This window comes from Kluyvera sichuanensis (genome assembly GCF_014218705.1).
GTDB classification, from domain to species: Bacteria; Pseudomonadota; Gammaproteobacteria; order Enterobacterales; family Enterobacteriaceae; genus Kluyvera; species Kluyvera sichuanensis.
Window position 1 is genome coordinate 123,312 of record NZ_JABBJF010000007.1, and the last position, 24,186, is coordinate 147,497.

The following is a 24,186-nucleotide window of genomic DNA, read 5'->3' on the forward strand; positions in this document are numbered from 1 at the left end:
TGTTATGTGGTCGGATGAGTTACTAATTTAGCCGTCGGCGGGAAAAAGGGAAAAGGGGAATGCGATGATTGTGATGGGATTCAAAGAACGCCCCCCCACCAAAGGGTAGGGGGCGTGAGTTTACTGCTCGGTGGCAACCTGACTCTGGCTGACACGCAGGGCCGCCAGCGCGTTACGCGCGGCCTTAAGCACTTGGTCGCATTGTTCCATCGTTAAGGTTAACGGCGGTTCGATGCGGATGGTCTTGGCATTGTTGAGCGTCCCGGCAACCAGCACGCGCTGGCGGAACATCTCGCTAGCAAAGTTATAGCCGATTTCGTTATCGACAAACTCAATGGCCATCAGCATGCCTCTGCCGCGCGCTTCACGGACTAGATCCGGATATTCACGCGCCATGCTGCGGAAACCGTCCAGCAGAATATCGCCTTTCTGCTCCGCCTGAGCGGGCAGGTTTTCGGTCAGCAGCACGTTGATGGTCGCCAGCGCGGCCGCACAGGCCAGCGGGTTACCGCCAAAGGTGGTGGTGTGCAGGAACGGGTTGTCGAACAGCACCGAGAACACCTCTTCGGTGGCGATGGTCGCGCCAATCGGCATCACGCCGCCGCCGAGTGCTTTCGCCAGGCATAAAATGTCCGGCTGAACGTTCTCATGCTCGCAGGCAAACATCTTACCGGTGCGCCCCATGCCGGTTTGCACTTCGTCGAAGATAAGCAGCGCGCCAAACTCGTCGCACAGCTTACGCACGGCGGGCAGGTAACCTTGCGGTGGCAGAATGACGCCACCTTCACCCTGGATGGGCTCGAGGATCACCGCCGCCACGTCATCGCCAGTTTTCTGGCATTCGCTCAGCATCGTGCGCATGGCGTCGAGATTACCGAACGGCACGTGGCGGAAGCCCGGCAGCAGCGGCATAAACGGCTTGCGGAACGTTGACTTAGCGGTGGCCGACAGCGCCCCAAGCGATTTGCCATGGAACGCGCCGCTGGTGGCGATAAAGGTGAACTTGCCGCGCGGCGACTGGTAGGCTTTTGCCAGCTTCAGCGCCGCCTCTACCGACTCGGTGCCGCTGTTGCTAAAGAAGCTGTACTTCAGCTTGCCCGGCGCCAGCGCCGCCAGCGTTTTGGCGAGCATCGCCCGTAGCGGGTCGAGGAGTTCCTGGCTGTGAAGCGGTTGTTTCGCGAGTTGATTCTGTACGGCGGAAACCACAACTGGATTACGGTGCCCCACGTTGAAAATACCAAAACCGCCCAGGCAATCGAGAAACTCCTGACCCTGGGTGTCGACAAGCGTATTTAACCCTCCCGCTTGCCACTCTACGGCTCCGTAATCCCCACCGGCAGTTACAGATTTTCGGTACTCTAAAAACCCCGGATTCACATGTTCTTTGAAGTATTCCCTGACCTCCTGGTTAAGAGCTTTCATCTCCTCATGATCAAGCGTTCGCTTTTCAATGAGATTCAGTGCGTGTGCGCTGCAGGCCAGAGCCGATGCGCTGGAAGGTAACCTGTTCAAAATAAGCTCCTGGGGATCACGTATCACACGATACTGATTTAAGTATTGCAGGGATTACGCCACATCAGCGTTGGCGGTGAAAATCGGGATAAACGCCAGGGGAAATCGCACTTGTACAATATTTAATCGTCCAGCGAAACGGGAGAGTGTGAAAGCGGTCACGCAGAGGTGCGTTGTGGTTGGGCGTATTGCCCTACAAAAGGGCAGGTTTTGCGCCACGACTGAGCAGCAAAGAATGACGTGGTGAAAGTAGGGCTTTTGTCGATTTTGCGATCTAACGCAAAATTAACAATTAAGGTTAATTTAATATCCTCCGATATAACAATTGTAATACATTTCTCTTTGCACCTGAAAAGGATGTTCGTATGTCTACCCTGCCCGACCTGAATTCGTCCGAATCGCTTCTGGACGACCACACCACTTTGATGTCCACCACCGATCTCAACAGCTATATCACCCACGTAAACGATGCCTTTATAAAGGTGAGCGGCTATAGCCGCCACGAGATGTTGGGCCAGCCGCACAATATGGTGCGCCATCCTGATATGCCAAAAGCTGCTTTTGCCGATATGTGGCGTACTCTGAAGCAGGGCGAGCCGTGGAGCGGCATCGTCAAAAATCGCCCGAAACACGGCGGCCATTACTGGGTGCGTGCGAACGCCATCCCCCAGGTGCGTAATGGCAAAACGATTGGCTATATGTCGATTCGCACCAAAGCCAGCGAGGAAGAGGTGGCGGCGGTTGAGCCGCTGTATCAGGCGCTTCGCGAAGAACGCAGCAATAAGCGTCTCTATAAAGGTCGTGTTATCAGTAAACGCTGGTGGGGCAAGCTGTCGGCTATCCCGCTGCGCTGGCGGGTCAGAAGCATTATGCTGGGGTTCTACCTGCTGCTTGCGGTGAGCCTGTTGGCCCTGAGCGCGCCGATTCTGGCGGTGCTGGCGTCGGCGGTGATCCTCTTACTGACCACGCTGGTACTGGAGTGGCAGATTGTTCGCCCGGTGGAAAATGTGGCGCGACAGGCGCTTAGCGTGGCAACCGGTGAACGTAACAGCGTTGATCCGTTGCCGCGCAGCGATGAGCTGGGCCTAACGCTACGCGCGGTTGGCCAGCTCGGGTTGATGTGCCGCTGGTTGATAAACGATGTCTCGACGCAGGTGAATAGCGTGAGCGACGGCAGCGATGTGCTAGCCCGAGGTAATGAAGATCTGAATCAGCGCACTCAGGAAACGGTGGTCAACGTGCAGCAAACGGTGGCGACCATGAGCCAGATGGCGGCATCGGTGCAGAATAACTCTCAGACGGCCGCCGAGGCCGATAAGCTTTCGTTGGCGGCCAGCGGCGCGGCGGCGCAGGGCGGCCAGGCGATGCACCGGGTGGTGCAGACCATGGAAGATATCGCTGACAGCACGCAGCGCATCGGTTCTATCACGACCTTGATTAACGATATCGCGTTCCAGACCAATATCCTGGCGTTGAACGCCGCCGTTGAAGCGGCGCGCGCGGGCGAGCAGGGGAGAGGGTTTGCCGTGGTCGCCGGGGAAGTTCGCCATCTGGCGAGCCGTAGCGCGACGGCGGCAAACGAAATTCGTCAGCTGATTGAGGCCAGCGCCAGCAAGGTGCAGTCGGGCTCCGAGCAGGTTCATGCTGCCGGGCGCACGATGGATGACATTGTCTCGCAGGTACAGAATGTCACCCAGCTGATTGCGCAGATTAGTCAATCTACGTCTGAACAGGCCACGGGGCTGTCTGATTTAACGCGTGCCGTGGCGAAGCTGGATGAGATCACCCAGAAAAACGCCGGACTGGTGGCGGAAAGCGCCAACGTGTCGGCGATGGTAAAACACCGCGCCAGCCGTTTACAGGATGCGGTCACCGTACTGCATTAATCCAGCTGCGAGATCTCCAGCGCCGCGCGGTCGATAATGCCAATCACCTGTTTCAGCTGCGCGTCGCCGATCTCGCCCTGATTCACCTTCAGGTCGAGCACCGCCTTAAAGTTATCCAGCGCCCGCTTCATTTGCGGGTTTTTGCGCAGCTCATGTCCGACCATCCTGGACTTCAGACGTGCCTGAATATGTTCCAGCGGTTCCTGATTTTCTTCCAGCGTCTGGATGCCTTCTGCGGTAATGGCGATTTTTTTACGCCCGCCGTCCTCTTCATGCACGGTAATCAGCCCCTGATCCTGGAGCAGGTCGAGCGTCGGGTAGATAACGCCTGGGCTTGGGCTATAGTTGCCCTGGGTTAGCGCCTCAATGGCTTTAATCAGTTCATAGCCGTGGCTGGCGTTATCCTTCAGGATGTTGAGGACCACCAGGCGTAGTTCGCCGTGGCCGAAGAAGCGCTGGCGACGTCCGCCGCCGCCGTGGCCTTCACCACGCCCGCCACGATGTTCACACTCACCGTGCTCGCCGCGATGTCCGCGACCACCACGGCCACGATGTTCAGAATCAGAGAAAGGTCTCATGATGTTTATCCTTACGTTGTTTAGATATATCTAACTTATATCTAAAGTTATGTCTTTAGCAATATCGAAAATGAGAAAATTATTAATTTATTGATATTTAATGATTTTAATTTTGGTGGTGAGTTTTTTGTGCGCTGTTATTCATATATCTTAAAAATAGCTTGCTTTCTGTTTAGTTGGCAATCATTATCATTTGCAAATGATTTAGATATATCTATTTGTGAGAGAGACGCCGAATGAAAGAGAACAAGTACCCACAGCGCGTGCGCAATGAACTCCGTTTCCGTGAACTGACCGTCCTGCGCGTTGAGCGCATTGGCGACGCTTTCCAGCGCGTGGTGCTGGGCGGCGAGGCGCTGGATGGTTTTAGTTCGCGTGGCTTTGACGATCACACCAAGCTGTTTTTCCCGCAGGCAGGTAGCACCCTGACACCACCGACGATGACCGATGAGGGCATTGTGTGGGCAGACGGTGTACGCCCGCAGGCCCGCGACTATACGCCGCTCTATAACGCCGAGCGCCATGAGCTGGCCTACGATTTCTTTATCCACGATGGCGGTGTTGCCAGCCAGTGGGCAATGGAGGCAAAAGCAGGCGATACGCTGCTTATCGGCGGCCCGCGCGGTTCACTGGTGGTGCCGGAAGATTATGCCTGGCAGCTGTATGTTTGCGATGAAACCGGTATGCCAGCGCTGCGTCGCCGTCTGGAAGCGCTGCAAACGCTAGCGGAGCGCCCGCAGGTAACGGCGCTGGTGATGGTAAAAGACGAAGCGGACACAGCCTATCTGGCCGGGTTTGATGGTTTCAATATCGAGTGGATCTCCGGCTACGATGCAGCCACCGTTGCCGCGCGGCTGGCACAGCTCACGGTGCCGGCGTCGGATTACTTTATCTGGCTGAGCGGTGAAGGGAAGGTGGTAAAAAACCTGACCGATGGTTTTGTGACCGACGCTATCGACCCGCAGCTGGTGCGTTCAAGCGCCTACTGGCACGCGAAATAACCGCATTCCGGTTGCGCTATACGATGACGTGATAGCGCGACCCCCTTCCTGCCATCTCTCTCCCTATGATTTATCCTGATCTCCCATCATCATTATGATGAACACCCCGTTTTCCATACTTTTTATACGATTATTTTGCACGATTATCAGGGCTTTACTTAGCGATTGATTTTTATCTAATTGATTGTTTTAAAATGATTATTACTACTTAAACCTATGGTTATGTGATGTCAATCACTACATTGGGTTTTCCAATACAAAATCTGTAAAACTAGAACTTTGTCGACTTTTCGTCTAAAAATACCGGGTCAAGGGCTAGACACGACCACTTAATGGTTATCAAATGGTTAAAAAATACCGTGTCAGATGTTATTCATCGACAAAATTAAAAAATGGTTAGCCCGCATATACCCTAAATAATTCGAGTTGTAGGAAGGCGGCAAGGGAGTGAATCCCCAGGAGCTTACTCTAGTAAGTGACTGGGGTGAGCGAACGCAGCCAACGCACCTGCAACTTGAAGTATGACGGGTATACACGACTTACCTGCGTTACGACGCACCTTCTGGAGAAACTATGCATTCCTCTGTTAATAAAAACGAAAGCCGAACCTTTTTCGGTCATCCGTACCCATTGGGTTCGCTGTTCTTTACCGAAATGTGGGAGCGATTCTCGTTTTACGGTATCCGCCCGTTACTGATTCTGTTTATGGCGGCAACCGTCTATGACGGCGGCATGGGCTTAGCGCGTGAAAACGCCTCGGCGATTGTAGGGATCTTCGCGGGGACCATGTACCTGGCGGCGCTGCCGGGCGGCTGGCTGGCCGATAACTGGCTTGGCCAACAAAAGGCAGTGTGGTACGGCTCCATTCTGATTGCGCTCGGCCACCTGTCGATCGCGCTGTCGGCCTTTATGGGTGACAACCTGTTCTTTATCGGCCTGATGTTTATCGTGCTGGGCTCTGGTCTGTTCAAGACCTGTATCTCGGTCATGGTTGGTACACTGTATAAAAAGGGCGATGCCCGTCGTGACGGCGGCTTCTCGCTGTTTTATATGGGTATCAACATGGGGTCATTTATCGCGCCGCTGATTTCCGGCTGGCTGATTAAATCCCACGGTTGGCACTGGGGCTTTGGCATCGGTGGTATCGGGATGCTGGTGGCGCTGGTTATCTTCCGCGTGTTCGCTGTACCGGCGATGAAACGCTACGACAGCGAAGTGGGCCTCGACTCCACCTGGAACAGCCCGGTGGCGAAGAAAAACGGCGTCGGCGCGTGGCTGCTGGCGTTAGCGGTGGGCGTGGCAGTGATTATCACCCTGATTGCCCAGGGCATCATTGTGATTAACCCGGTGGCGGTTGCCAGCGTGCTGGTGTACGTGATTGCGGCGTCCGTTGCGCTGTACTTCATCTACCTGTTTGCCTTCGCGGGCCTGAGCCGTAAAGAGCGCGCGCGTCTGCTGGTGTGCTTTATTCTGCTGGTCTCCGCCGCGTTCTTCTGGTCGGCCTTCGAGCAGAAGCCAACGTCCTTTAACCTGTTTGCTAACGACTATACCAACCGCATGATCGGTGATTTTGAGATCCCTGCGGTGTGGTTCCAGTCGATTAACGCCCTGTTTATCATCCTGCTGGCACCGGTCTTTAGCTGGGCCTGGCCTGCGCTGGCGCGTAAAAACGTCCGTCCAGGCAGTATCACCAAGTTCGTTATCGGTATTCTGTGTGCGGCGGCAGGCTTTGGCCTGATGATGCTGGCGGCGCAAAACGTGCTGAGTAACGGTGGCGCTGGCGTATCGCCAATGTGGCTGGTGGGCAGCATCCTGATGCTGACGCTCGGCGAACTGTGCCTGAGCCCGATTGGTCTGGCAACCATGACGCTGCTGGCACCGGAGAGAATGCGCGGCCAGATGATGGGGCTGTGGTTCTGTGCCAGTGCGCTGGGTAACCTGGCGGCGGGTCTGATCGGTGGCCACGTGAAGGCTGACCAGCTGGATATGCTGCCGGACCTGTTTGCCCGCTGTTCTATCGCGCTGCTGATTTGTGCGGCGGTGCTGTGCGTGCTGATTGTGCCGGTTCGCCGGATGCTGGAAAACGCCAAATCCAGCGCGGAGCAAAAGCCAGTCAGCAACGCGTAATCCCGTTCTGACACCTGAGCCGGTACAATGCTGTACCGGCTTTTTTTTGCGCAGCGTGCACCATTTCTTGCGCAAAACAGCCATAAAACGTGATTTTTGATCGAGAATAAGTGCAATAACGTGAGCGGTTCCTTTGAAATTGCGGCGGATTCCGGTCCATAGTATAGACTTGATTACTACGTGGTTAATTTTAAGGACAAGCATATGCCAGCAGTCATTGATAAAGCGTTGGATTTTATTGGTGGTATGAACACGTCTGAGCCAGTACCACAGTCCATGGATGAAAGTACGGCAAAGGGAATTCTGAAATATTTGAAAGAATTAGGTACTCCGGCGAGCGCTGCCGATGTAGCTGAACGCGGCCATCAGGAAGGCTGGAGCGACGGATTTACCGATAAAGTCGCAGGATGGGCCGACAAGGTTGAGTCCGGCGAGCATATGGTGATTAAGAACCCTGAATTTTTCTCTTCCTACATGCGTGAAGAGCTTCGCTCACTGGTGTGAGTTAATCCTGTATAAACCGCAATAACCGATCCCGGATGCTTTCACCTTCAACGTGAGAGCATCCTTTCTTAGTTTGTGCCCTTCATTTTCCAACCCTGCAATATTCGCTTTTTTGCCTCCGCGATGCTGGTATTACGTGTGGCGAAATTAAAATCACATCACGTATTTATTTTAAGCATTTTAAATATTTCATTTATTAGCAGTGATTTTATTACCAGACTATTTATTTCGGCGTTTATTTTATCGTATTTTTTCTATCAAGAAATTTAACCTTTCTTGCCGCTATTATTTTTTTTCATCATCTTAAATTAAAAAATTATGAATAAATTGCTACTAAGGTTAATCGATTACATTATTTTGATTTGCGAAAGCAGCGGTGATGATTAAAGAATCATTGCGGATTTATTGATATTTACCGTTGAAATTTGATTTTAGTCAACAAATCATGCTGATGGTTTATGCTGAAGGCACAGTGGGTATGGGGTTAAACCTACCTGTCATGAGGCTTTGCTGCCATTCGTTACCTATTTTAGAGATGTTGTTTAACAATTAATTCATGTTGACGGAGTTACATTTTAAATATTAGGCTTTACACAAATTTACGACCAGAGGTAAACGCTTTCACACCTATCTGAAAGCCAGTTATTTCTGCGTTGAAAAAAATAAAAGCACCGATAACGAGTGCATAACAAAAAATACCGTAATAAAAACTGCAAAAGCAGATGTGGTGTTTTTTGACGATCCATTATTTGTTAATTGATGAGTGGCAAAATGATACGGAATGGTTCTATGCGGAGCATGATAGCCTCTGCACGTTCGTTCGGCATACGTCAAATCGATTCTGAATCCCGCTTGCATCGCGGGATGCTCGGAAGCCAGCTCATCCTTTGAATTCGGTAATCAGCCTTAGGCTCTCCCTTGCGGGAGGGCTTTTTTAATGACGCGCGATAGCCTCGCGAGCCATTAAAAAAGCCTGGATTACCGGGCAAATCCCTACGGGGAATAATAATCAAAGGAACATAAAAAAATGATGAAAAGCAAGCTGGCAATTCTGATCGGTCTCGTGGCGCTGGCATCCACCGCTCACGCTGCTGAAATCTATAACAAAGACAGCAACAAACTTGATCTGTACGGCAAAGTGAAGGCAGAGCACGACTTCACCTCTTCCGTTGGCAACTCTGACGCGACCTATGCTCGTCTGGGCTTCAAAGGTGAAACTCAGATCGCCAACGGCGTGGTGGGTTATGGTCAGTTTGAACACCAGTTCAACGCTGACCAGGCCGAAGGCCCTGCGCAGACTGAATCTACCCGTCTGGCGTTTGCTGGTCTGGATCTGGGCGACTACGGTTCTATCGACTACGGCCGTAACTACGGTATCCAGTACGACATCGGTTCTTATACCGACGTGCTGACCGAATTCGGCGGTGACTCTTTCCAGAACGTCGACAACTACATGAACCAGCGCACCACCGGTGTTCTGACCTATCGTAACAAAAACTTCTTCGGTCTGGTCGACGGTCTGGCGCTGGGTCTCCAGTACCAGGGTGCTAACGAACGTGAAGATGCGCCGCTGAAGTCAAACGGAGAAGGCTTCGGTACTTCCCTCCAGTACGAAATTCCTGATTCTGGTGTGACTGTAGGTGCAGCATACAGCCGTGCGAACACGACGGATGTGGAATATGAAATCCCGGGAAGTGGCGCTTCTTATAAACCAGCTTTAGGCAATACTGCTGAAGCCTGGTCTGTGGGTGCAAAATATGATGCTAATAGCCTCATGCTGGCCACCACTTATACCGAAACTCATAACATGACCCCACTGAAGCCAGTGATCAATGATGTGATGATCCCGCTCTTCACCGATAAATCTAAAGCGTTTGAAGCTATCGCAGGTTACACCTTTGACTTCGGTCTGCAGCCTACCGTTGGTTACGTACAGCAGCGTGCGGAACTTGCCGGTCACTCTTTCGACGCGGTTAAATATGTTCAGTTGGGCGCTGCTTACTACTTCAACAAAAACTTTGCGGTGGATGCAGCATACAAAATCAACCTGCTGAAAGATGGTAATGACTTCGGTTTCAAAACCGACGATCAGACCGTACTGGGCGCTACCTACCAGTTCTAATTCAGGTAGCAAACTCTCATTAGTTTGTTTTTTTTATATGTGCCTAATTCTTTTGAACGTATTTTGCCCCGCTTCGGTGGGGCTTTTTTATGCCCTAATTTTTGGCTTTTAACCTGCGCCAGAAGGTGGTGCGGCTCACCCCCAGATATCGCGCGGCGGCACCTCTATCGCCGTTAAACTGCGCGAGTACCTGATGCGGTGTAAGCGAGACTGACGGCGACGAGTCGGCGCGGCATTCTGTAAGTTCAGGCAGGCACTGGCGTAAAAAATCACCGTTCAGCTCCGGCTGTGGCTCAACGCTTAAAAACAGCGCCAGCCGCTCCATCATATTGCGCAGCTCGCGGATATTGCCGGGCCAGGCGTAGCTCAGCAGTACCGACTGGCTTTGCATCAGCCCCTGATGCATCGCTTCGCCAAACGGCGCGTGTAATGCCGCTAGCGACTGCTGCAAAAAACCTTCCGCCAGCGGCACGATATCTGCCAGTCGCTCACGCAGCGGCGACAGCTTCAGCCGCAGAATACTCAGGCGATAAAACAGGTCCTGACGAAACTGCCCGCGCTTCATCTCCGCTTCCAGATCGCAGTGGGTGGCGCTAATCACCCGTACATCGACCGGAATCGGTAGGTGCCCGCCAACGCGCGTAACCTCTTTCTCCTCCAGCACGCGCAGCAACCGGGTTTGCAGAGGCAGGGGCATCTCGCCAATCTCATCTAAAAACAGCGTCCCGCCATGGGCGATTTCAAACAGCCCGGTACGCCCGCCGCGCCGCGAGCCGGTAAACGCCCCTTCTTCATAGCCAAACAGCTCTGCTTCTAAAAGCGATTCGGCAATTGCCCCGCAGTTGACGGCGACAAACGGTGGGAAGGATTTACCCTGACGATGACCGAGCCTCGCGAAATATTCACGATGGATTGCCTGCGCCGCCAGCTCTTTCCCGGTGCCGGTTTCCCCCTGAATCAGCACCGCGGCGCTGGAGCGCGCATAGAGCAGGATGGTATGGCGCACCTGCTCCATCGGCGCGGATGCCCCACGCATATCGTCTAATGCATAACGCGTGCGCAGGCCGTTACCGGCGGCATAGCGGCGACTTTGTCGCTGGGTCAGGCGGGTCATATCCAGCGCATCGCTAAACGCCTGGCGGACGGTGGCTTCGGAGTAGATAAAGATGCCGGTCATCCCGGCCTCTTCGGCGAGGTCGGTAATCAACCCGGCGCCCACCACGGCTTGTATACCGCTGGCCTTTAGCTCGTTGATTTGCCCGCGCGCGTCCTCTTCGGTGACGTAGCAGCGCTGGTCAAGGCGCAGGTTAAAGGTCTTTTGAAAAGCGACCAGGGCGGGCAGCGTCTGCTGATAAGTCACCACGCCGATAGACGCGGTGAGCTTGCCGGCTTTTGCCAGCGCCTGCAGCACGTCAAAGCCGCTGGGTTTAATCAGGATAACCGGCACGGAGAGGCGGCTTTTTAAGTACGCGCCGTTGGAGCCTGCGGCAATGATGGCGTCGCAACGCTCGGTCGCCAGCTTCTTGCGGATGTAGTTCACCGCTTTTTCAAACCCAAGCTGGATGGGCGTAATAGTGGCCTGGTTATCGAACTCGAGACTGATATCGCGGAACAGTTCAAACAGGCGCGTTACCGACACCGTCCAGATAACCGGCTTGTCGTCATTCACCCGTGGCGGAAGAGGGGTAGCTGCCATTGTGTGCTCAAAAAAAGAGGGCCGAATATTGGGTGTAGACCATGTTTCATGAATGTTGCAATGAAACGTTATGGAACGATAAGTGAAACGTTAGCTGACACGCTTTAATCGCCAGATATAGCGCAGTGAATGGCTAATCTATTGTTATCAAAGATGTTTAAAGAATGGTGGTGAAAAATCAGCTGTTGGCATACCCCTTGCTTTATCTGAATCAACAGATAGTAACAAGTTGATAACAAGAGGACGGGATATGTCTCTACACTCTCCAGGCCAGGCATTCCGCGCTGCGCTAACGAAAGAAAACCCCTTACAGATTGTTGGCACCATTAACGCTAACCACGCGCTGCTGGCTCAGCGAGCCGGGTATCAGGCTATTTACCTCTCCGGCGGCGGCGTGGCGGCCGGTTCCCTCGGGCTGCCGGATTTGGGCATCTCCACGCTCGACGACGTGCTGACCGATATTCGCCGCATTACCGACGTTTGCCCGCTGCCGCTGCTGGTGGATGCGGATATCGGCTTTGGCTCATCGGCGTTTAACGTGGCACGGACGGTGAAGTCGATCAGTAAGGCCGGAGCCGCCGCGCTGCACATTGAAGATCAGATTGGCGCTAAGCGCTGCGGCCATCGCCCGAACAAAGCCATCGTCTCAAAAGAGGAGATGGTCGACCGCATTCGGGCGGCGGTAGATGCGCGTACCGACCCGGACTTCGTGATCATGGCGCGCACCGATGCGCTGGCGGTGGAAGGGCTGGAGGCGGCTATCGATCGCGCTCGTGCTTATGTCGAAGCCGGGGCCGACATGCTGTTCCCGGAGGCGATTACTGAACTGTCGATGTACCGCCAGTTTGCCGATGCGGTACAGGTACCGATCCTTGCCAATATCACCGAATTCGGCGCGACGCCGCTGTTCACCACCGATGAACTGCGCAGCGCCCACGTGGCGATGGCGCTCTATCCGCTCTCGGCCTTCCGCGCCATGAACCGCGCCGCCGAACAGGTCTACAACGTGCTGCGTCAGGAAGGCACGCAGAAAAGCGTTATCGACATCATGCAGACGCGTAATGAGCTGTACGAAAGCATCAACTACTACCAGTACGAAGAGAAGCTCGACGCGTTGTATACCAAAAAGTAGGCCGGATAAGGCGTACACGGACACCCTCAGTACCCTACACATGATAATAATGACGAGGACAATATGAGCGACACATCGATCCTGCAAAATAGCACCCATGTCATTAAGCCTAAAAAATCCGTCGCCCTTTCCGGCGTACCGGCGGGAAACACCGCGCTGTGCACCGTCGGTAAAAGCGGCAACGACCTGCACTATCGCGGCTACGATATTCTCGACTTAGCGGAGCACTGCGAGTTTGAAGAGGTGGCCCATCTGCTGATCCACGGCAAGCTGCCGACCCGCGATGAACTGCAGGCCTACAAGATTAAACTTAAGGCGCTGCGCGGTCTGCCGGCCAACGTGCGCACCGTGCTGGAAGCGCTGCCGGCGGCTTCTCACCCGATGGATGTGATGCGCACCGGCGTCTCGGCGCTGGGATGCACGCTGCCGGAAAAAGAGGGGCATACCGTCTCCGGCGCGCGCGATATTGCCGACAAACTGCTGGCCTCGCTCAGCTCAATCCTTCTCTACTGGTACCACTACAGCCACAACGGCGAACGCATCCAGCCGGAAACCGACGATGACTCGGTCGGCGGCCACTTCCTGCATCTGCTGCACGGTGAAAAGCCCTCGGCCAGTTGGGAGAAGGCGATGCACATTTCGCTGGTCCTCTACGCCGAGCATGAGTTTAACGCCTCCACTTTTACCAGCCGGGTGATTGCCGGGACCGGTTCTGACGTTTACTCGGCCATTATCGGCGCCATTGGCGCGCTGCGCGGCCCGAAACACGGCGGGGCCAACGAAGTGTCGCTGGAAATTCAGCAGCGCTATGAAACGCCGGATGAAGCCGAAGCGGATATCCGCAAGCGGGTGGAAAACAAAGAGGTGGTGATTGGTTTCGGTCACCCGGTTTATACCATCGCCGACCCGCGCCATCAGGTGATTAAGCGCGTCGCCAAACGACTCTCTCAGGAGGGTGGTTCACTCAAAATGTACAACATTGCCGACCGTCTGGAGTCGGTGATGTGGGATACCAAGAAGATGTTCCCCAACCTCGATTGGTTCTCGGCGGTCTTCTACAACATGATGGGCGTCCCGACCGAAATGTTCACCCCGCTGTTCGTCATCGCCCGCGTGACCGGCTGGGCGGCGCACATTATTGAACAGCGCCAGGACAACAAAATTATCCGTCCTTCCGCCAACTACACCGGCCCGGAAGACCGCGAATTTGCGCCGCTGGATAAGCGTCAGTAATCCCTTACTGCTAACGATAAAAAACAGGAAAAGTACCTTATGTCCGCTCAGATGATGAATGTTCGCCCGGAGTTTGATCGTGAAATCGTGGATATCGTGGATTACGTGATGCACTACGATGTCACCTCAAAAGTGGCCTATGACACCGCCCATTACTGCCTGCTTGATACGCTGGGCTGCGGGCTGGAAGCGCTGGAATACCCGGCTTGTAAAAAGCTGATGGGGCCGATTGTCCCGGGCACCGTCGTGCCGAACGGCGTACGCGTGCCGGGCACCCAGTTCCAGCTCGACCCGGTGCAGGCGGCGTTTAACATTGGCGCGATGATCCGCTGGCTCGATTTTAACGATACCTGGCTTGCCGCCGAGTGGGGTCATCCATCCGATAACCTTGGCGGAATTCTGGCGACGGCGGACTGGTTGTCGCGCAACGCCGTTGCTACAGGCAAAGCGCCGCTGACCATGAAGCAGGTGCTGACCGGGATGATTAAGGCCCATGAAATTCAGGGCTGTATTGCGCTTGAGAACTCCTTTAACCGCGTCGGCCTCGACCACGTACTGCTGGTGAAAGTGGCGTCTACCGCCGTGGTGGCGGAAATGCTGGGGCTGACGCGCGATGAGATCCTCAACGCGGTTTCTCTGGCGTGGGTCGATGGCCAGTCGCTGCGCACCTATCGTCATGCGCCGAACACCGGGACGCGTAAGTCCTGGGCGGCAGGGGACGCCACCTCCCGCGCCGTGCGTCTGGCATTGATGGCGAAGACCGGTGAGATGGGCTATCCGTCGGCACTGACGGCGAAAACCTGGGGCTTCTATGATGTCTCGTTCAAGGGCGAAGCACTCCGCTTCCAACGCCCGTACGGCTCCTACGTGATGGAGAACGTGCTGTTCAAAATCTCCTTCCCGGCGGAGTTCCATTCGCAGACGGCGGTCGAAGCGGCGATGACCCTGCATGAGCAGATGCAGGCGGCGGGCAAAACGGCCGATGATATCGAGAAGGTGACCATCCGCACTCACGAAGCCTGTATTCGCATCATCGACAAAAAAGGCCCGCTGAATAACCCGGCCGACCGCGACCATTGCATTCAGTACATGGTGGCGATCCCATTGCTGTTTGGCCGCTTAACCGCTGGGGACTACGAAGACAGCGTGGCGCAGGATAAACGCATCGACGCCCTGCGCGAGAAGATGAACTGCTTTGAAGACCCGGCGTTTACCGCCGACTATCACGCGCCGGATAAACGCGCCATCGCCAACGCCATTACCCTCGAATTCACCGACGGCACGCGCTTTGAAGAGGTGGTGGTGGAGTACCCGATTGGTCACGCTCGCCGTCGCACCGACGGTATTCCGAAGCTAATCGACAAATTCAAAATCAACCTGGCGCGTCAGTTCCCGACTCGCCAGCAGCAGCGCATTCTGGATGTCTCCCTCGATAGAACCCGTCTGGAGCAGATGCCGGTCAATGAGTATATGGATCTGTTCGTTATCTGAAACACGACTCATCAGGCGTAAGTTCAACAGGAGAGCATTATGTCTTTTAGCGAGTTTTATCAGCGTTCCCTTAGCGAACCGGAGTCGTTCTGGGCCGAGCAGGCCCAGCGTATCGACTGGCAGACGCCATTTACGAAGACGCTGGATAGTAGCCATCCGCCGTTTGCCCGCTGGTTTTGCGGTGGTACTACCAACCTGTGCCACAACGCCATCGACCGCTGGCTGGACCAACAGCCGGACGCGTTGGCGCTGATTACCGTTTCATCGGAGACCGAAGAGGAGCGTACTTTTACCTTTCGTCAGCTCTATGAAGAAGTGAATGCCGTGGCGTCGATGCTGCTGTCGCTGGGCGTGCAGCGCGGCGACCGGGTGCTGGTTTATATGCCGATGATTGCTGAAGCACAGATTACGCTGCTGGCCTGCGCGCGCATTGGTGCCATTCACTCGGTGGTGTTTGGCGGTTTCGCCTCGCACAGCGTGGCGGCGCGTATTGATGATGCCAGGCCAGCGCTGATTGTCTCGGCGGATGCGGGCGCGCGCGGCGGCAAAATCATGCCGTACAAAAAGCTGCTTGATGATGCCATCGACCAGGCGCAGCATCAGCCGCGTCACGTGCTGCTGGTAGACCGCGGGCTGGCAAAAATGGCGCGCGTTGCCGGGCGCGATCTGGATTTCGCCACGCTGCGTCAGCAGCATGAAGGCGCACGGGTACCGGTGGCCTGGCTTGAGTCCAACGAGACCTCCTGCATTCTCTATACCTCTGGTACCACCGGTAAACCGAAAGGGGTGCAGCGCGATGTGGGCGGTTACGCGGTGGCGCTGGCAACCTCAATGGACACCATTTTCGGCGGCAAAGCGGGCGGCGTGTTCTTCTGCGCTTCGGATATCGGCTGGGTGGTCGGGCACTCCTATATTGTCTACGCGCCATTGCTGGCGGGTATGGCGACCATCGTTTACGAAGGGCTGCCGGTTTATCCCGACTGCAGCGTGTGGTGGAAAATCGTCGAGAAATATCGGGTCAACCGCATGTTCTCCGCGCCAACCGCTATCCGCGTACTGAAGAAGTTCCCGACCGCGCAGATCCGCCACCACGATCTCTCCTCGCTGGAGGCTCTTTACCTGGCCGGTGAACCGCTCGACGAACCGACCGCTGCGTGGGTGACCGAGGCGCTGGGCGTACCAGTAATCGACAACTACTGGCAGACCGAATCCGGTTGGCCGATTATGGCGATTGCCCGCGCGCTGGACGACCGACCGTCACGCCTCGGCAGCCCCGGCGTGCCGATGTATGGCTATAACGTCCAGTTGCTCAATGAAGTGACCGGTGAGCCCTGTGCGGTCAACGAGAAGGGGATGCTGGTGATCGAAGGGCCACTGCCGCCGGGCTGTATCCAGACTATCTGGGGGGATGACGAGCGCTTTGTAAAAACCTACTGGTCGCTGTTTTCCCGCCAGGTGTACGCCACCTTTGACTGGGGCATCCGCGATGCTGATGGTTATTACTTCATTCTTGGTCGCACCGACGATGTGATTAACGTTGCCGGGCACCGACTGGGGACGCGAGAGATAGAAGAGAGTATTTCCAGCTATCCGAACGTCGCGGAAGTGGCGGTAGTGGGCGTCAAAGATGCGTTAAAAGGGCAGGTCGCCGTGGCGTTTGTGATCCCCAAGCAGAGCGACAGCCTGGACGATCGCGAGGTCGCCCATACCGAGAAGGAGGCGATCATGGCGCTGGTGGACAGCCAGATTGGCAACTTTGGCCGCCCGGCGAACGTCTGGTTTGTCTCGCAGCTACCGAAAACGCGATCCGGCAAGATGCTACGCCGCACTATTCAGGCGATATGTGAAGGGCGCGATCCGGGGGATCTGACCACGCTCGACGATCCGGCAGCATTGCAGCAGATCCGGCAGGCGATTGAGGCGGGGTGATTTGCAGGAAGGCTGAGCGCTAAAAATTTTTTTGTAGAATAATGACGCGTAACGTGAACAGGTAAATAAGCGCTATTTTTCCGATAGCGCTTATTTTTTGTTAATTAACAGCGACCTGCTTTTTTCGATAACGCATCGCAGGTTTTGGTATTCGAGCCCGCATTTCCACCTGCGCAAATCGCATCAGATACCGTACTGCTGCCACCCAGCGATATCACGCCATACAATTTCGGTTCAGCGGCTTTTGTAACGTAACAACGGTGAGTTGTTGTGCCGACGGTCGCAACAAAATTGGTTTTTACGCCATCCTGGCGAATATCCGAAATGGTCACCTGAGATGCATCGACGTTCAATGCAAAAGAGGCGGCGTCCCGGACTTCACTCTCCGTGGCGATAGGCGGTTTAGCCACGCATCCCGCCAGCAGCAGTACCGACAGCACACATGTAGTTATATTTATTTTTTTCATTCTTCAATCCCTCGAGGTATTTGGTGTGAAAGCAGGTATAGATTATTTATTGGTTTTATTCATTGATTTTAATCATTGGTTTTTTTGCGTTGGAAAAAGTATGGGGTTGAGTTATTTGATTGTTGTATGTGGAAGGGCATATATATTGATGGGTTTTTTTTATCGTTGTAAAATATATTTAGATTAATGTGTTCGAAAATAAATATAGCCTGATCAGATATATTTCTGCATATACATTGCAGTATCTTTATCGAAGAAAAACCTAAAAGCACGTCCTGTTGTAGGAGAGACTATGTACATGACACTTAGCGACCGCCTGCAGTTGTTGCTCATTGAGAAAAATGTACTGGCTTGGAGCGTGATGATTGACCGTCATTGTGCGGTAGTCTCTAGGAAGACTGAAAAGGAGTTGGCGCTCCTCAATCGGGCGGGCGGTACAGTTTTCAGCGTGCGTGGAAGTGCCTATAACGCCTGGGAAAAATGGGAAAAGCGATGCTAGAATATTCAGAAACCGAAGAGTGCCAGGGTTTATAAAATTTCTTCTTCACCTAAATTGGTAGGTGATATTGTGGTCTTGCAATTTGACAATATTTTTACGTATAAGACAATGGCTGATCTATATTCGCCTACAATAATATTAGGCCAGCACTTGCTTGCAGCCATCCGACATAAAGCATATATCTCAGGGTTAATAAAAATGGAACAACTAAAGCCAAATTTAATTTCTGACCGGGATTACCATTCCACCTACGCTTCTGCCTCTTCAGGTGATATGAAAGCTCAAACTAAACTCGGTTATATGTATCGTGATGGTGACGGGGTTGAGAGAGACGGCGACAAAGCTGTTGAGTGGCTGACCAAGGCTGCTAACCAGGGACACACTGAAGCTAAATTTAGTCTGGCCTATATGTACATGGATGGCGATGATGTCCCTTTAAATTATTCAAAGGCCATTGAGTGGTTTACGTCAGCTGCTGACGACGGGGACATGGATGCTTTGGTATGGATTGGAATTCTACATCAAAGGGGCCATGGGTTTACACAAGACTTCTCTAAGGCAGCTGAGTGTTACTCCGTGGCCGCATCGAAGGGAAACAGTTACGGGCAATATAATCTCGGAACCTCTTATCGGGATGGGAAGGGTGTGCCTCGTAATAGCGATAAAGCCTTAGAACTTCTTACTCTGTCTGCTGATCAGGGAAATGAACTTGCTATGGAAGCGCTGGGTGAGTTTTACATTGCACAGCGTGACTATGAAAAGGGTAAGGAATATCTTCGCCGGGCAGGTGAGAAGGGCAGCCAAAGCGCTCTTGAAACGCTAAGGAAAATTGAAGCGGTTCAAGAAAAACACAGAATCGAAGACAGTATCAAGAAAATCACCTGTCCCTTCTGCGGCAAGACTAGCGTTTGGAAGGCAAAATATTGCCATGGCTGCACAGCTCGGATTACGTACGAACCTATAAGGGAATATGAATGGATAGGTATAGGTATAGGTATTATTTTCGCTGTAGTTGGAATTTCAATGGACCCGAATCATATTGGCAGAATGCTATTTTACGCCTTCATTATATGGAGTCTATCCCTCATCCTCGGTAAATTGTTCGGTAAACAAAGAGCTATGTTCAGCAAAGACTAAGTCTTCAGTCTCACATATCGGTTTTATTTTCATCTGATTTGGGCAGTGAGGTGCTGGTTGGCAAAATTCCGAAGTAAAGCTTGTTGAGCTAAAACAATAAGTAAAAAATTTACTGAACGTAAACGTGCGCCACGTTTTTCGTCGTCACCGTCCCGGCGAAAGATGATCCCAGCCGTGAAGATACCCCCTTCACGGCTTCTTTCCTGGAACGAATCGTGACACCTGAACAACAAAAATGACTAGAAGAAGAACTCGTATTCATGACCGAAATGGAGCGCGATAAGCCGTTCCTGGCTGATGCCTTCTACACCTGCAAGCAGAACATTACCGCGATGCTTGAGGCCAGACCAGGGCTATAGGTACCCTAGAAATAACTAAGGGCCTACATGTATATGTAAGCCCTTGAAATTTTGTGGCCCCTGTTGGGTTTGAACCAACGACCAAGCGATTATGAGTCATAGAATACCTGTTTTCTCAAACTTTCTGATTTGTTCTGGTTTGTACTTTAAATTGCTTTAAATCATGGTGTTGTGACTTTGTCGTCGTTTTGATTTGTTCCTAAATGTTCACGACAGTAATATCGTTACCTGACCCATTACCTGACCCAAAATTTGATTGGGTCAGGTAAGCGAAAATGAACAGGTGATGACGTGGCAACGCATTTAACGGATACGGCAATACGCGGGCTCAAGCCTAAAAGCACGTCCTACTATGAGTGGAGTAATAGCGGCCAACGCGGCGCAGGGCGGCTTGGCGTAAAAGTGCAACCTTCTGGCAGTAAGGTTTTTTACTTTCGCTATTACGTTGATAAAGGCAAGAAAGAGAAGTTTATCCAGTTGGGTATCTGGCCTGAGATGAAACTGGTGACGGCCAATGAGCTGGCGAAAAAGTATGGCGCATGGCTTATTGAGGGCAAAGAGCCGCAACAAGAGCTTGAGCAACAACGTCTGGCCGAGCAGCACATCATGCAGCTACATCGTTCACAGGGTTCGTTCGAAGAGCTGGTGCATGGCTATGTTAACAAGATGAAGCTCGACAATAAGCGGACCTGGGCTGATGTGTTGAAACGGCTAGAGAAAGAGTGCTACTCAATTATCCCTCGAGAAATGAAAGCAAAAGATGTCACGTCCTCCCAGGTTAAAGAAATTCTGGCTGGCATCATTCAACGCGATGCAGTTGTCCACGCGAACCGTATCCGTTCGTATCTGATGGCCGCGTTTAATTACGGTCTGAAAGCAGATAATGATCCGATGAACATCAGTGTAGGCATTACGTTCGGACTGCAGATTAACCCTGTTTCGGTTATACCAAAACAATCTGCCGCGGAGAAAGTCGGCGATATATGGCTAACGCTTGAAGAACTGCGCTTTGTCATTGAGCAGTTCGCACAGGCCACAAACGTTGGGCCACTGATGCAACATCTGATTCGGTTCTGCGTATACGCTGGTGGTCAGCGTCCATTCGAAATGATTGCCAGTCAATGGAGTGCGATCGACTGGCAGCAAAAGACGTTACTGGTCATAGCTGATGTATCGAAAAACAAGCGTGAGCACCTGATCCCGTTGACTGAATCGGCATTACAGGAATTAGCCTCGGTGAAAGAGCTGACTAAGGAAAGTCATAGTCCCTATATTTTCCCGCTATCAACCAACGGTGAGCGGCCAGTGCGTACTGATAGCCTGGCGCGTTCCATCATGTATTTCCGCGCGTTCAATCCGGAGTTTAAGGTCTTCACCGCTCGCGATTTGCGTCGTACCTGTAAAACACTGATGGGGGAAGCAGGAATCAGCAAAGAGATCCGTGACCGTATCCAGAATCATGCTTTGAATGATGTCAGCTCGAAACACTATGACCGTTATGATTATCTGTCTGAAAAGCGTAGGGCGCTTGAGATTTGGGAAGACAGGGTCAATTCCTATCAACGACAGCAGGAACACAATGTCGTGAACTTGTTCGGACGGAGGTAATGCTTGTCAAAATATGAGCTTAATTCAGCAGAAGAGCGGTATCAGCCGGGCTCTGGTGATTTAGTTTTAGCGAATAAGCTGGACATTATCGACGTGGCTGAAATGGATGCATTGGAATCAGGGCTGCTGCTCATGTTGTATGAGCAGCTATTTATCAGCCAGCAACCACCAGCAACCTTGAGTTTTGAGCATATTCGCGAGTGGCACCGCAAATGGCTAGGTAATGTCTACGACTGGTCTGGAAAGTTCCGTAACGCGAACCTTGCAAAAGATGGGTTTCAGTTTGCCGCTGCGGACAGGATTCCGCTGCTGATCGCAGGCTTTGAAAAACAATACCTTTCCCGCGTCACGGAATTGAACACACTGTCTCGCGCCGAGCTGGCTGGTTTTTTGGCTGAATGCCACGTGGAATTTATTTTGATCCATCCCTTTCGGGAAGGTAACGGGCGTTTGTCGCGCTTACTTTTTGATGTACTGGCGGTTCAGGCGGGTGTTGGGGTGCTGGATTACAGCTTATGGGATGAGCATAAAGCATTTTACTTCAAGGCGATTCAGGCTGGTGTATCAGGTAACTTTGCTCCCATGATCCGGTTGGTTAGCGATATTCTTCCTGATTAACGAGCCAAACCAACCGCTTTAGCCTGTGCCTGAAAGCGCTTGAGCTGCTTCTCGATTTTCTCTACAGAAACGCCGGTTTCAATTGCAGTGGAGCTGGCAACGGTGCGGAAGAGCTGCGTTTTAGTGACGACTGGAAGTGCCGTTTTCTTTGTCATGGGTAGAGCCTCGTAGTTGATGCCTACATTCTAGTTCGCCCTGATAATGCTCACAAGAGGGCTCTTTATCGTCTGTCGTTTGCGTATTGCTAGTACGCCGTATCTGTTTTAGTGAGAGTATTTCTAAAGTGCCTGCTAGATCTGTACATTGGTTTCTCATGAGAGCACTACTCGGTTGTAGGCATCTGCTTGAATCACGCATTGGTGAATGGGGCATTTCAGGGCAAGGCTAGTGTACGGGTACATCGGCGCTATGATGCTTAACGACCCGCCTCAAACAATAGACCCGACGGCGCTCACTTATCCATTAATGTAGTGGTATATCTTCCAGGTGATGGATACAGTCAAAAATATCAACCAAAACCAGTGTCGTTTTTTGAATACCTTATCTTCTGTGATCTCCTGAACCTCTTTAACTTTCCTTCGCTTACCGTCCTGTTTTTTTATAACACTGGGATTAACCTGCGGGGCTACGCTCGTAACGGCGGCGGATTTTGCCTTACTTTGCTTCGTAGGTTTGTTATCCATCACACTCAAATGGCGGCGGCAGACCAAAACGCTCCCTTCCATAGACGTGATTATTCGGTGCTCATTACTAATAGTAATAGAATTGGAAAACCATTGAGACCTGTCGCTCCCTCGTAAAGTACCGTTAAAGTCCCGGTACGTGACGCTTGCGCCAGAACCTTTGTATGCGATGGCCCCGCCAGGCATTTCAAGGATCGTGGCGCCGTTATTGCCTTTAATTAAATTTCCACCTGCGACAGCGATGTAACGAACGGTTCTGCAATCCCCAGAAACGGTGACTAAACCTTTTGTTGGCCGTAATTTAATACGCTTGCCAGGTGCCAGGTCACGACAATGTGCCATTGCTATAATCTTCACATAATCGGTAGGGTTCATAGGTCGATTTTTACCGTTATCTTAATGCTAGCCATGGTGCTAGTTGTTACATCTTGCGTGTTCGGCTGTACTAGTTCACGTATCAAAAAATGCTGCTTATCTACAGCGTTTTGAACTGTTGATAAGCTGGGAAGGATTACTTTTGTCATTTCACTTTCTCATGCTGAATCGCTACTCAACTCTAGGGCAGCGCATGCCTTGGAACGGAATAACACGTACCGAGATAGCATTATCAAATGCTAGTTTTGGCTCTTGCGATGTTGAGGCTAAACGGCGGTGAATTTAAGACAAGCTCACACCCTGCAGCAATCGGAAACAGGCTGTCATTACAAAAAGAGCATGGAACACCAGTAAAGGTAATTTTCTTGATAATTAGTGCTTTAAGGAAATGTAACGCTATAGGTGATTGGTGACGGCAATGTTAAGGGGAATCACTTAATTCCTGGAATTGTTGGTCGGAGAAAATGACCAACCTTGCCAAACCGATGATGGTGTTTAGCGTTCTCACACTAAGCCCAAAATGGATGAATGGCTCGCTTTTGCAGCTGAACACATGAACAACAAAATCAAAAAAGGCTGGCGGTCGCGTCTTTCACACCCGGTGAAACGTGATCACTACGGCTAAAGCCAGTCACAGCAAGGGCTGGCAGGTGGGGATCATTTTTTGTATTGGTTTTTTCGGTGGTTTTTGATGATCACTTTGGAAAATGATCATCAAGTTTTCACTCAGTAGTTTACTTTCAACAATATGATTTATTGGGGTTAAACATCGTTACGGCCAGACGTGACAGTGAGCGTTTATCCACTTTGATCTGCAGTAATTCGTAATCATTTTGCATTTTCAACCAGTGCTCAGGCGTTCCGCCTAATACATAGCTGAGCCGAACGGCGGTTTCTGCTGTGATCCGCGAGCTGCCGTACACCAGATAATGACAGGCTGAAAGGCTCATGTTCATCGCTCTGGCGAAAGTGGTCAGCGTGATTTCATTCAGGGCAAGAATTCCTCTGATTCTTTCTGCCGGGACAGGGCTTTGCAGATTTTCATAGCCTTGCATCCAGCGAGAGCAGGAGCGTAGTGCTCTGCGCTTAGCCTGGCGGGCCCGTTCGTAGGCATAATCAGTTGGCATGAAGAGGGTTCCATTTACAAGCGTGTTCTGGTGCCCAGCCTGGTCATCAGAAATGAGGTTTTGCGCCATTCTAACCTGTAACTGATGAGTGCAGGACGTGGG

The 24,186-nt window shown here is 52.4% G+C and carries 20 protein-coding genes; 13 read left to right on the plus strand and 7 right to left on the minus strand.

The window, feature by feature from the left end:
- Positions 1–120: 120 nt before the first annotated feature.
- On the minus strand, positions 121–1,512 hold the full coding sequence (gene ygjG, locus HII27_RS10670) for a putrescine aminotransferase (RefSeq protein WP_185667885.1): 1,392 nt from the start codon (positions 1,510–1,512) through the stop codon (positions 121–123).
- Positions 1,513–1,877: 365 nt separating this feature from the next.
- Here ygjG and HII27_RS10675 point away from each other — a divergent pair, with 365 nt between their 5' ends.
- Complete coding sequence (locus HII27_RS10675; RefSeq protein WP_185667886.1) at positions 1,878–3,398, plus strand: methyl-accepting chemotaxis protein; 1,521 nt, start codon at positions 1,878–1,880, stop codon at positions 3,396–3,398.
- On the opposite strand, the gene HII27_RS10680 is transcribed toward HII27_RS10675, so the two are convergent.
- Positions 3,395–3,976, minus strand: a complete 582-nt coding sequence (locus tag HII27_RS10680; protein ID WP_185667887.1) for a PadR family transcriptional regulator — start codon at positions 3,974–3,976, stop codon at positions 3,395–3,397. The genes HII27_RS10675 and HII27_RS10680 overlap by 4 nt on opposite strands.
- A gap of 236 nt (positions 3,977–4,212) precedes the next feature.
- Between HII27_RS10680 and HII27_RS10685 the strand changes: the two genes are divergently transcribed.
- The 4 genes from HII27_RS10685 to HII27_RS10700 all read left to right on the plus strand — a co-directional run bounded on the left by HII27_RS10685 (position 4,213) and on the right by HII27_RS10700 (position 9,730).
- Entirely contained in the window at positions 4,213–4,977 is a 765-nt protein-coding gene (locus HII27_RS10685) for a siderophore-interacting protein (protein ID WP_185667888.1), read from the plus strand.
- A 573-nt stretch (positions 4,978–5,550) separates the two neighbouring features.
- The gene (locus HII27_RS10690; RefSeq protein ID WP_185667889.1) at positions 5,551–7,104 is read left to right on the plus strand and encodes a peptide MFS transporter; all 1,554 of its coding nucleotides are present in this window, start codon (positions 5,551–5,553) and stop codon (positions 7,102–7,104) included.
- Between the two features lie 204 nt (positions 7,105–7,308).
- Positions 7,309–7,608 carry a DUF1889 family protein gene (locus HII27_RS10695; RefSeq protein WP_191092061.1) on the plus strand — a complete coding sequence of 100 codons (300 nt, stop codon included), beginning with the start codon at positions 7,309–7,311 and terminating at the stop codon, positions 7,606–7,608.
- Positions 7,609–8,635: 1,027 nt separating this feature from the next.
- Positions 8,636–9,730: a porin gene (locus tag HII27_RS10700; protein ID WP_185667891.1), complete on the plus strand. Its 1,095-nt coding sequence runs from the start codon at positions 8,636–8,638 to the stop codon at positions 9,728–9,730.
- A 94-nt stretch (positions 9,731–9,824) separates the two neighbouring features.
- Here HII27_RS10700 and prpR read toward each other — a convergent pair whose 3' ends face one another.
- Entirely contained in the window at positions 9,825–11,426 is a 1,602-nt protein-coding gene (gene prpR, locus HII27_RS10705) for a propionate catabolism operon regulatory protein PrpR (protein ID WP_185667892.1), read from the minus strand.
- A gap of 250 nt (positions 11,427–11,676) precedes the next feature.
- Here prpR and prpB point away from each other — a divergent pair, with 250 nt between their 5' ends.
- The 4 genes from prpB (at position 11,677) to prpE (ending at position 17,211) form a co-directional block, all read left to right on the plus strand.
- Positions 11,677–12,558 (plus strand): methylisocitrate lyase, encoded by an 882-nt coding sequence (gene prpB / locus HII27_RS10710; RefSeq protein ID WP_185667893.1) that lies wholly within the window; start codon positions 11,677–11,679, stop codon positions 12,556–12,558.
- Between the two features lie 63 nt (positions 12,559–12,621).
- Positions 12,622–13,791, plus strand: coding sequence for a bifunctional 2-methylcitrate synthase/citrate synthase (prpC, locus tag HII27_RS10715; RefSeq protein ID WP_185667894.1), 1,170 nt, complete (start codon positions 12,622–12,624; stop codon positions 13,789–13,791).
- 39 nt (positions 13,792–13,830) lie between these two features.
- Complete coding sequence (locus HII27_RS10720) at positions 13,831–15,282, plus strand: bifunctional 2-methylcitrate dehydratase/aconitate hydratase (RefSeq protein WP_185667895.1); 1,452 nt, start codon at positions 13,831–13,833, stop codon at positions 15,280–15,282.
- Between the two features lie 39 nt (positions 15,283–15,321).
- Entirely contained in the window at positions 15,322–17,211 is a 1,890-nt protein-coding gene (gene prpE / locus HII27_RS10725; protein ID WP_185667896.1) for a propionate--CoA ligase, read from the plus strand.
- Between the two features lie 104 nt (positions 17,212–17,315).
- On the opposite strand, the gene HII27_RS10730 is transcribed toward prpE, so the two are convergent.
- Entirely contained in the window at positions 17,316–17,606 is a 291-nt protein-coding gene (locus HII27_RS10730) for a hypothetical protein (protein ID WP_185667940.1), read from the minus strand.
- 364 nt (positions 17,607–17,970) lie between these two features.
- Between HII27_RS10730 and HII27_RS10735 the strand changes: the two genes are divergently transcribed.
- From HII27_RS10735 to HII27_RS10750, 4 genes are all read left to right on the plus strand, one after another.
- Positions 17,971–18,177, plus strand: coding sequence for a hypothetical protein (locus HII27_RS10735; RefSeq protein WP_185667897.1), 207 nt, complete (start codon positions 17,971–17,973; stop codon positions 18,175–18,177).
- Positions 18,178–18,375: 198 nt separating this feature from the next.
- A complete protein-coding gene (locus HII27_RS10740) occupies positions 18,376–19,314 on the plus strand; it encodes an SEL1-like repeat protein (RefSeq protein ID WP_185667898.1) in 939 nt (312 codons plus the stop codon).
- A 650-nt stretch (positions 19,315–19,964) separates the two neighbouring features.
- Positions 19,965–21,281, plus strand: coding sequence for a tyrosine-type recombinase/integrase (locus tag HII27_RS10745; protein WP_185667899.1), 1,317 nt, complete (start codon positions 19,965–19,967; stop codon positions 21,279–21,281).
- 3 nt (positions 21,282–21,284) lie between these two features.
- Positions 21,285–21,899, plus strand: a complete 615-nt coding sequence (locus HII27_RS10750) for a Fic/DOC family protein (protein WP_185667900.1) — start codon at positions 21,285–21,287, stop codon at positions 21,897–21,899.
- On the opposite strand, the gene HII27_RS10755 is transcribed toward HII27_RS10750, so the two are convergent.
- From HII27_RS10755 to HII27_RS10765, 3 genes are all read right to left on the minus strand, one after another.
- On the minus strand, positions 21,896–22,054 hold the full coding sequence (locus HII27_RS10755) for a hypothetical protein (RefSeq protein ID WP_185667901.1): 159 nt from the start codon (positions 22,052–22,054) through the stop codon (positions 21,896–21,898). The genes HII27_RS10750 and HII27_RS10755 overlap by 4 nt on opposite strands.
- A 300-nt stretch (positions 22,055–22,354) precedes the next feature.
- Positions 22,355–22,957 (minus strand): hypothetical protein, encoded by a 603-nt coding sequence (locus HII27_RS10760; RefSeq protein WP_185667902.1) that lies wholly within the window; start codon positions 22,955–22,957, stop codon positions 22,355–22,357.
- A gap of 740 nt (positions 22,958–23,697) precedes the next feature.
- Positions 23,698–24,153, minus strand: coding sequence for a HigA family addiction module antitoxin (locus tag HII27_RS10765; RefSeq protein ID WP_185667903.1), 456 nt, complete (start codon positions 24,151–24,153; stop codon positions 23,698–23,700).
- Positions 24,154–24,186: the final 33 nt, after the last annotated feature.